Raw genomic sequence first — 7,224 nt, 5'->3', positions numbered from 1 at the left:
TCATGATTTTGATTCCGAAAACGTATTCCGGCGTATCAATAATTGACAAACCAAACCAGGCATGGGTGTAACTCTGGGAGCGCCTGTGCATAAGGGCCTGAAAGCCCGCACTGAAGCGAGCAGAGTTCGAGCAGAGTTGTACCCATGCCACATGCAGCAAAATCTCAATTCAATTTATAAAAAAAGTATCCAATTTACGGAAGAACCAATTTTAAAACCATTTCACTCAATCGCAAAGAGAAAACTATTTAAAACGCGTCTGTCGGCCAAAATAAAAAATGCCCGCTCGCGGCGGCTTGCTGTATTGTTTCTTCTAAGCCGGATTGATTTAAATCTCTCCACATCAAATAGTCGTTTTCCCACGGCGTTGCTTTTAGGCGGTTCGACTCGATGAATGAAAAAAGTTTCGCGTCCTGGCGAAACGGCCCGCGCACCGCTTCGCAGTTCATATCCCGCGCTTTTTTTGCCATCGCGCTGAGCAAGGCGGACAGAACTGCAGGATCATCTTTTCGATACCCGTATTCTGAAATTCCTAGCAGCGGTATTTTGGGGTTGTATTGCGAACACCAAAAGTACGCATCAACGCCGCCGTCGTCCGAAGGCAATACGAAACAGGGATGGTTCATCCAGGTCGGACGCGCCGCCCAAAATTCGGCGCTGCGCTCGCATCCGTTCTTCAAATCCGCCAAACGATCTTGATAAATCATCTCTATCGCTTGTCTATCTGAATCGCGCATGGGCCGAACAGTTTTTCTCATTGCGCCAAGCGAAGATACGTTTTTCACAGAAATTTCATATTCGGTTTGAACAACCGTTTTCCAGCCTAATTTTTCATAAAACGGTTGGATTTGGGTAAATAAAATCGAGCCTCGCATTTCATATTGCTGCATGACCTCAATGGCGCGTTTCAGCAACGCTTGCGAATATCCGCGCCCCCGGCAGTCGGGCCGCGTACCCACGCTGCCGATTCCACCGAAGCGCACCGCCTCGCCATTCAGGCGCAGGGTGCGGTCAAAGATTTGCAAGTAAGAGAGCACCCGCCCGTCGTGTTCGACGGCAAGGCTGAATGCCGATTGATACGCAGGATCGTTCAGGGTGATGGCATGGAAGAAACCGCGCCGCACGTCAGGAAACGCCGTCTCCAGGCAATCCAGAACGAGATGGAATTCATCCGCCTCGATTGCGCGAATTTGTACGCCGTCAGGCAGCGAAGAGGTTAAAGATAGCGGCCCGTTCACGCAAAAAACAACCGGTGGGTTTGATAATGCGGGTTGGCGAACAACCCGGTTTGACGAGTGGACGCAACCGCCATTTCTTCCGTCATCTTTTTGATTTCATCGTCGGATGCGCCGTCAAAGCGCAAGTCCCACCATACGCCGCGGGTTAACCGCGCAGGGCGTTCGGGCGCGTCGCGCTTCATCAACGCTTCCAACACTGCTTCGGCGCGTCCGTCTTCACGGTCGCAAACCAACACCGAAACTTGCGCATCGCCTTGGGGCTGAATGACGTCATTGCCGGGTGCGTCCGCACATTGGACCGCCCAACGATGTTTGTTGGGGTTCACAAAAAACGCCGTTTTTTGCGCAAGGCGCTCCACTGTTTGGCGGGCTTCATCGACGGACAAATTAGGGAAATCCAGTTCCCAGAAATCGGAGCAGCCCAGTTCAGAAAGTTTGCCATAGCCCATACGGCGCTGCAGCGCCGACAATGCGCTGCGGGCGGTGTTGCCGGGAACCTTAAGCGTAACAAAAAGTCGTACAATACTCATGGAAAATACACTCATTTTTCAAACTCGATGATATACTGATATCAACGGTGCGTTATTAGACCGTCGATCAAGCCAAAACCAACAGAATCGTTCGAGGAACGCATGAGTTGGGGTTGACAGGCGACGGCGGCTAATAATACTTCAAGTTAACATTGTAGCGAAGTGTGGTTCGTTTGGCTTTCGGAACAAGGGATGAGGTAATTTATGATACTTTCGATCTCTTCATATACGTGGTTGCCCGGCTCATTTTTGTCGGAACTCACCACGTTGCAATCACATGGGATTGACGCAGTCGAAATTTTTTGTACGCCGCGTCATCTGGATATCAACAACCCTGAAAAGGTGCAACAGGCTGGCATGGAGTTGCGCGAACTCGGGTTTCGTCACATTTCCATGCACGCGCCCAGCGCCATCGGCGATCTTTCTGCGCCCAATGAAACCGAGCGCGGAGAAACCGTATTGGCCTGCCAACGCGCACTGGACGCCGCCATGCTGATGGGCGCCAACATCATCACGTTCCACCCCGCCAGCATTGAAAGCGACCACACCGAGAGCGATGAACGCTGGCCGTCGCTCAATGAAACTCTGCGCGAAATCAGCGGCTATGCCGAAGACCGCGACATCAAGATTGCCATCGAAAATTTCCCGGAACCGTTTTTCGGCTGCAACCCAATCGAAATGTATGACAAATTGGCTGAGTTGGGGATCCCCAATGTCGGCATGTGCCTCGATATCGGCCATGCGTATGTTGGCGGTCATCTAACCAACGCGCTTGATAACTTTGGCGAAAAAATCTTCTCCGTCCACGCCAGCGACAACCGGGGCACCGTCGATGAACACCTGCCGCCGGGGCAAGGGAACGTGCCCTGGAACGTCGTGTTCCAAGGGCTGCAACGCTACGACGGCCCCTTGGTGGTCGAAGTGCGCGACGGACGTAAGTTCTCCTTCATTTTGGGAGACGTGATTGATTTCGCCGAAGAAACAGGACAGTTTACGTTCGGCCAACTCTCTCATTGACCTCAACCCAAGATTCCCTTGATGCGCGGCTCATGCGCCGCGCACTTCAACTCGCCCATCAAGGGCGCTATCTAACCGCGCCCAATCCACGCGTCGGCTGCGTGATCGCCCAACCGTCTCAAGACCCGGGCCAACCGCTTCGCATCATCGGCGAAGGCTATCATCATCAAGCGGGGCGCCCCCATGCCGAACGCGAAGCGCTCGCTCAATGCAGCGAAGACCCGCGCGGCGCAACTCTCTACGTCAACCTCGAACCTTGCTGCCACCACGGACGAACCCCGCCCTGTACGGACGCGGTTCTCGAAGCGGGAATCGCCCGCGTGGTCGCGGCGACGCTAGACCCATTCGATGAAGTACGCGGTCAAGGCGTTGCGTTGCTGCGCGAACGCGGCGTTGAGGTCTCGGTCGGCGTTCTGGAAGACGAAGCGCGATTTGAAAACCGATTTTTCATGCACTTTCACGAACGCGGCTGGCCTTGGACGATTTTAAAAAGCGCCGTCTCGCTGGATGGAAAATGCGCGACTGCAAGCGGCGATTCAAAATGGATCACCAGTGAAGCCGCCCGCGCTCACGTTCACCAATCCAGGTCGGAAGTCGACGCCATCCTCGCTGGGATCGGCACCATCCTTGCCGACGACCCGACGATGACGGCGCGTCCTGAATCATTAGGGCCGGACGAATTCCATCAGCCGTTGCGCGTTGTCCTTGACCCTAATCTTGAGATTCCACTTTCATCGAAATTAATTGAAACCCGCGACCAATCACCCGTCTGGGTATTTTGCAGCGAGGGCGTCCCGACAGAAAAAATCGAAAACCTTCATCAGTTGGATATCCGCGTATCGCCAGTCCCATGCAAACAACACATGCTGGACTTGCCCGCTGTTCTGGGTGCCTTGGCTGCGGACAACGTACAAAGTTTATGGATCGAAGGCGGGCCGCGCATTCATACGGCATTTTTGGAAGCGCAGTTGGTCAACGAAGCGCACATCTACATTGCGCCGAAATTAATTGGTGGAAGCGGCGCTCCCTCGTTTTTTATGGGACAAGGCGCGGCTACAATGAAAGAGGCGCAACCGATGGAACACGCCCATTGGCAAATTCTCGGCGACGATGCGCTGTTGCAAGGCGTGTTGCGCCGCCAGTTGCCATAAGGTTGTATACGCAACCGAATGTAGGATGGAATGAATAAAATGAATTCCACCATTGCATTATTGGTTCGTTTTCATTGGTGGGTTTCGCTTCGCTCAACGCCACCCTACTTGTTACGTTGTTTTCACTAGAAGACCAGTGCGCCGGATCGGCTCAGCGATAGATACAGAAAAAGAAAGATTTTTTAGAAAAAGTCGAATAGGCATCACACGAAAAAAGTTACTTAATTATTCAAGGATCAGCGCGCCGGAACGGCTCAGCGGTTCGTACAGATAATGGAATCTCAATCTTACAACCTACACTAAGAGTCACACGAAAAATGTTATTTATTTATTCAAGGGCCAGCGCGCCGGAACGGCTCAGCGGTTCGTACAGAAAAAGTAAAGATTTTTTAGAAAAAGTTGAATAGGTATCACACGAAAAATGTTTACGGGGATTATTCAAGAACTTGGACGCATCGAGTCGCTCACGCCGCTGGATTCAACAGCGCGCATCCGCATTCATGCGCCGCTGATTTGCCAGGACGCACAGTTGGGCGACAGCATCGCCAGCAACGGCGTTTGCCTGACAGCGGCAAAAATTGAGAACGGTTCGTTTGAAGCCGACCTCTCCAGCGAAACCCTCAACCGGACCACGTTCAAAGACATTCAGACAGGCGCCATCGTCAACCTGGAACCAGCGTTGCGCCCCACAGACCGCATGGGCGGACATATTGTTTCAGGCCATGTCGACGGCGTAGGGCGCATCATTTCTCTCACGCCCGAAGGCGACTTTTGGAACCTGATTTTCAGTTTCCCGGCTGATTTGTCCCGTTATATTGCCGAAAAAGGCTCTATTACCATTGATGGAGCCAGTTTAACAGTCACCTTTGTAGAAGAAGATCGCGCTGGCGTCGCCCTGGTACCGTTTACGATTGAAAAAACCAATTTGAGCACCAAACGCGAAGGCGACCGCATTCATTTAGAGGTCGATATGCTGGCCCGCTATGTCGAACGCCTGCTTGCAAATCAAGACAAAGCCTATGGAAGTGGGCTGACAATGGATACACTGAAAGACAATGGATTTTTGAACCGATAAGGACCGAGACGCATGATCGTCACGCCGGAAGAAGCCGTCGAGCGGCTTAAATCAGGCCAGATGTTGGTTGTCGTCGATGACGAAAACCGCGAAAACGAAGGCGATATAGTATTGCCCGCCGAAACCATCACGCCGGAGCAGGTGAATTTCATCCTCTCCGAAGCGCGGGGGTTGCTGTGCGTATCGTTGCCGCAAGAGTGCGCCGACCAACTCGAATTAAATTTGATGGAGCAAAAAAACACCGCGCTGCATAACACCAACTTCACCGTCAGCGTGGACGCGGTCAAAAATACGACCACTGGAATCTCCGCCTTCGACCGGGCCGAAACTATCCGCCAACTCGCCGACCCGAATGCAAAGGCCAATGACTTCGCCCGTCCAGGCCACATCTTCCCGCTCATTGCTAAAAAAGGCGGGGTGTTGCGCCGTTCCGGCCATACGGAAGCGGTGGTTGACTTACTCAATCTAGCGGGATTCGAGCCAGTCGGCGTTCTTTGTGAAATTTTGAACGAAGACGGCTCAATGGCGCGACTGCCCGATTTACAAACCTTCGCGAAAAAGCATGACCTGCCCATCGTGACCATTGAAAGTTTGATCGCCTACCGTCGACGCACAGACAAATTGATCGACAAAGTGCTGTCGACGCGAATGCCGACGCAGTACGGGCAATTTCAGTTGCATTTGTATCTCAGTATGCCTGAACAAAAAGAACACCTCGCGCTCACCCTGGGCGATTTATCTGACGAAGAGCCGATCCTGGTGCGCGTACATAGCGCGTGTTTGACCGGCGACGTGCTGGGGTCGATGCGATGCGACTGCGGTGAGCAGCTGCATTTTGCGATGGAGCAAATTCGCGACGCGGGGCGCGGCGTCATGTTATACATGCCGCAAGAAGGGCGCGGCATTGGGCTGGTGAATAAACTCAAAGCCTACGTGCTGCAAGATCAGGGCCTCGACACCGTCGAAGCCAACTTGCACCTCGGCTTTAAGGCCGACGACCGCGACTATGGAATCGGCTCGTTAATTCTTGCTGACCTGGGCATCAAAAAAATGCGCCTGATGACCAATAACCCCAAAAAGATCGTCGGCTTGTCGGCGTATGGATTGGAAATTACCGAACAGATTCCCGTGCGGGTTGGCGTAAACGAACATAACCTGCACTATCTAGAAACCAAGCGCCAGAAAATGGGGCATCTTCTTGAAGGACTAGAGACATGGCGAACTACATAGAAGCCCAGTTGCATAGCGAAAACAAAAAATTCGGCATTGCTATTTCGCGGTTCAATAGCTTCATCACCGAACCCTTGCTCGACGGCGCCTTGGATGCGCTGAAGCGGCACGGCGTCAAAGACGATGACATCACCATTGTGCGCGTGCCGGGCGCCTACGAGATTCCATTGGCGGTCAAAAAAATGGCGCAATCAAAAAAATACGCCGCCATTATCGCGCTCGCAGCCGTCATTCGCGGCTCAACGCCCCACTTCGATTACGTCGCGGGAGAAGTATCGCGCGGCGTGGCCGTCACCAGCCTCGAGACCGAAGTGCCCATCTCATTCGGCGTCATCACCACCAACACCATTGAGCAAGCCGTCGAACGCGCCGGCACCAAAATGGGCAACAAAGGCTACGACGCCGCCGTCACGGCGGTCGAGATGGCCAACCTCTGCGAACAATTATGAGCCACGCCGGACAGCGCCGCCTGGCGCGTGAATTTGCGCTGCGTCTGCTATACGCCCGCGACCTGCAAACCGCCGTCGGGATCGAATCGGCCCCGACCCAGCGGCCCAACTGGTGGCGCCTCGAAGATAAACTTTCGATTACGCCTCCGACCGAACAGTTCGCCCGCGAACTCGCCAAAGGCGTACGCGAACATCAGCCGGAAATTGACGCAGCCATCTCAGCGGCGGCGCAACGATGGCGCGTTGACCGCATGGGCCCGGTCGAACGAAATATTTTGCGGCTCGGCGTGTATGAATTACAATTCGCGCAAGACGCTCCCGTGAGCGTCGTCATCGACGAAGCCATCGAACTCGCCAAGTGTTACGGCGACGCGGAATCAGACCGTTTTGTGAACGGAATCCTCGACGCCGTCGCCAATGGCCCCAGAGAAGCCTGACCGTTCGCCTTGTCTGATCGCCGTCCCGCCAATACAGTCAATTCACCTTGAAACGACCTCAACAATAATTATTGTTTTGTTGCGTATGGCCTGGGTA

8 protein-coding genes are annotated in these 7,224 nt (G+C 53.5%); 6 read left to right on the top strand and 2 right to left on the bottom strand.

What is annotated here, in order from left to right:
* Window positions 1–248 precede the first annotated feature (248 nt).
* Window positions 249–1,238 carry a GNAT family N-acetyltransferase gene (locus P9L94_13760; protein ID MDP8245145.1) on the bottom strand — a complete coding sequence of 330 codons (990 nt, stop codon included), beginning with the start codon at window positions 1,236–1,238 and terminating at the stop codon, window positions 249–251.
* The gene (locus P9L94_13755) at window positions 1,235–1,768 is read right to left on the bottom strand and encodes a hypothetical protein (GenBank protein MDP8245144.1); all 534 of its coding nucleotides are present in this window, start codon (window positions 1,766–1,768) and stop codon (window positions 1,235–1,237) included. The genes P9L94_13760 and P9L94_13755 overlap by 4 nt, the downstream gene beginning before the upstream one ends.
* A gap of 204 nt (window positions 1,769–1,972) precedes the next feature.
* Between P9L94_13755 and P9L94_13750 the strand changes: the two genes are divergently transcribed.
* The 6 genes from P9L94_13750 to nusB all read left to right on the top strand — a co-directional run bounded on the left by P9L94_13750 (window position 1,973) and on the right by nusB (window position 7,127).
* The gene (locus P9L94_13750) at window positions 1,973–2,785 is read left to right on the top strand and encodes a sugar phosphate isomerase/epimerase family protein (GenBank protein MDP8245143.1); all 813 of its coding nucleotides are present in this window, start codon (window positions 1,973–1,975) and stop codon (window positions 2,783–2,785) included.
* Window positions 2,782–3,936: a bifunctional diaminohydroxyphosphoribosylaminopyrimidine deaminase/5-amino-6-(5-phosphoribosylamino)uracil reductase RibD gene (gene ribD / locus P9L94_13745; GenBank protein ID MDP8245142.1), complete on the top strand. Its 1,155-nt coding sequence runs from the start codon at window positions 2,782–2,784 to the stop codon at window positions 3,934–3,936. The genes P9L94_13750 and ribD overlap by 4 nt, the downstream gene beginning before the upstream one ends.
* A gap of 421 nt (window positions 3,937–4,357) precedes the next feature.
* A complete protein-coding gene (locus tag P9L94_13740) occupies window positions 4,358–5,011 on the top strand; it encodes a riboflavin synthase (GenBank protein MDP8245141.1) in 654 nt (217 codons plus the stop codon).
* A gap of 12 nt (window positions 5,012–5,023) precedes the next feature.
* Entirely contained in the window at window positions 5,024–6,241 is a 1,218-nt protein-coding gene (locus P9L94_13735; GenBank protein ID MDP8245140.1) for a bifunctional 3,4-dihydroxy-2-butanone-4-phosphate synthase/GTP cyclohydrolase II, read from the top strand.
* Window positions 6,226–6,690: a 6,7-dimethyl-8-ribityllumazine synthase gene (gene ribE / locus P9L94_13730; GenBank protein MDP8245139.1), complete on the top strand. Its 465-nt coding sequence runs from the start codon at window positions 6,226–6,228 to the stop codon at window positions 6,688–6,690. Before P9L94_13735 ends, ribE begins: the two co-directional genes overlap by 16 nt.
* Complete coding sequence (gene nusB, locus P9L94_13725) at window positions 6,687–7,127, top strand: transcription antitermination factor NusB (GenBank protein ID MDP8245138.1); 441 nt, start codon at window positions 6,687–6,689, stop codon at window positions 7,125–7,127. Before ribE ends, nusB begins: the two co-directional genes overlap by 4 nt.
* Window positions 7,128–7,224: the final 97 nt, after the last annotated feature.

The sequence above is a fragment of the Candidatus Hinthialibacter antarcticus genome (assembly GCA_030765645.1).
Taxonomy (GTDB): Bacteria; Hinthialibacterota; Hinthialibacteria; order Hinthialibacterales; family Hinthialibacteraceae; genus Hinthialibacter; species Hinthialibacter antarcticus.
The sequence above is the reverse complement of the archived record's forward strand: the minus strand, read 5'-3'. Positions and strand labels throughout refer to the sequence as shown.

Coding starts and splice junctions, on each gene's coding strand:
- P9L94_13735 (MDP8245140.1), top strand. CDS start 5,024: ATGATCGTCACGCCGGAAGAAGCCGTCGAGCGGCTTAAATCAGGCCAG.
- P9L94_13755 (MDP8245144.1), bottom strand. CDS start 1,768: ATGAGTATTGTACGACTTTTTGTTACGCTTAAGGTTCCCGGCAACACC.
- P9L94_13740 (MDP8245141.1), top strand. CDS start 4,358: ATGTTTACGGGGATTATTCAAGAACTTGGACGCATCGAGTCGCTCACG.
- ribE (MDP8245139.1), top strand. CDS start 6,226: ATGGCGAACTACATAGAAGCCCAGTTGCATAGCGAAAACAAAAAATTC.
- P9L94_13750 (MDP8245143.1), top strand. CDS start 1,973: ATGATACTTTCGATCTCTTCATATACGTGGTTGCCCGGCTCATTTTTG.
- nusB (MDP8245138.1), top strand. CDS start 6,687: ATGAGCCACGCCGGACAGCGCCGCCTGGCGCGTGAATTTGCGCTGCGT.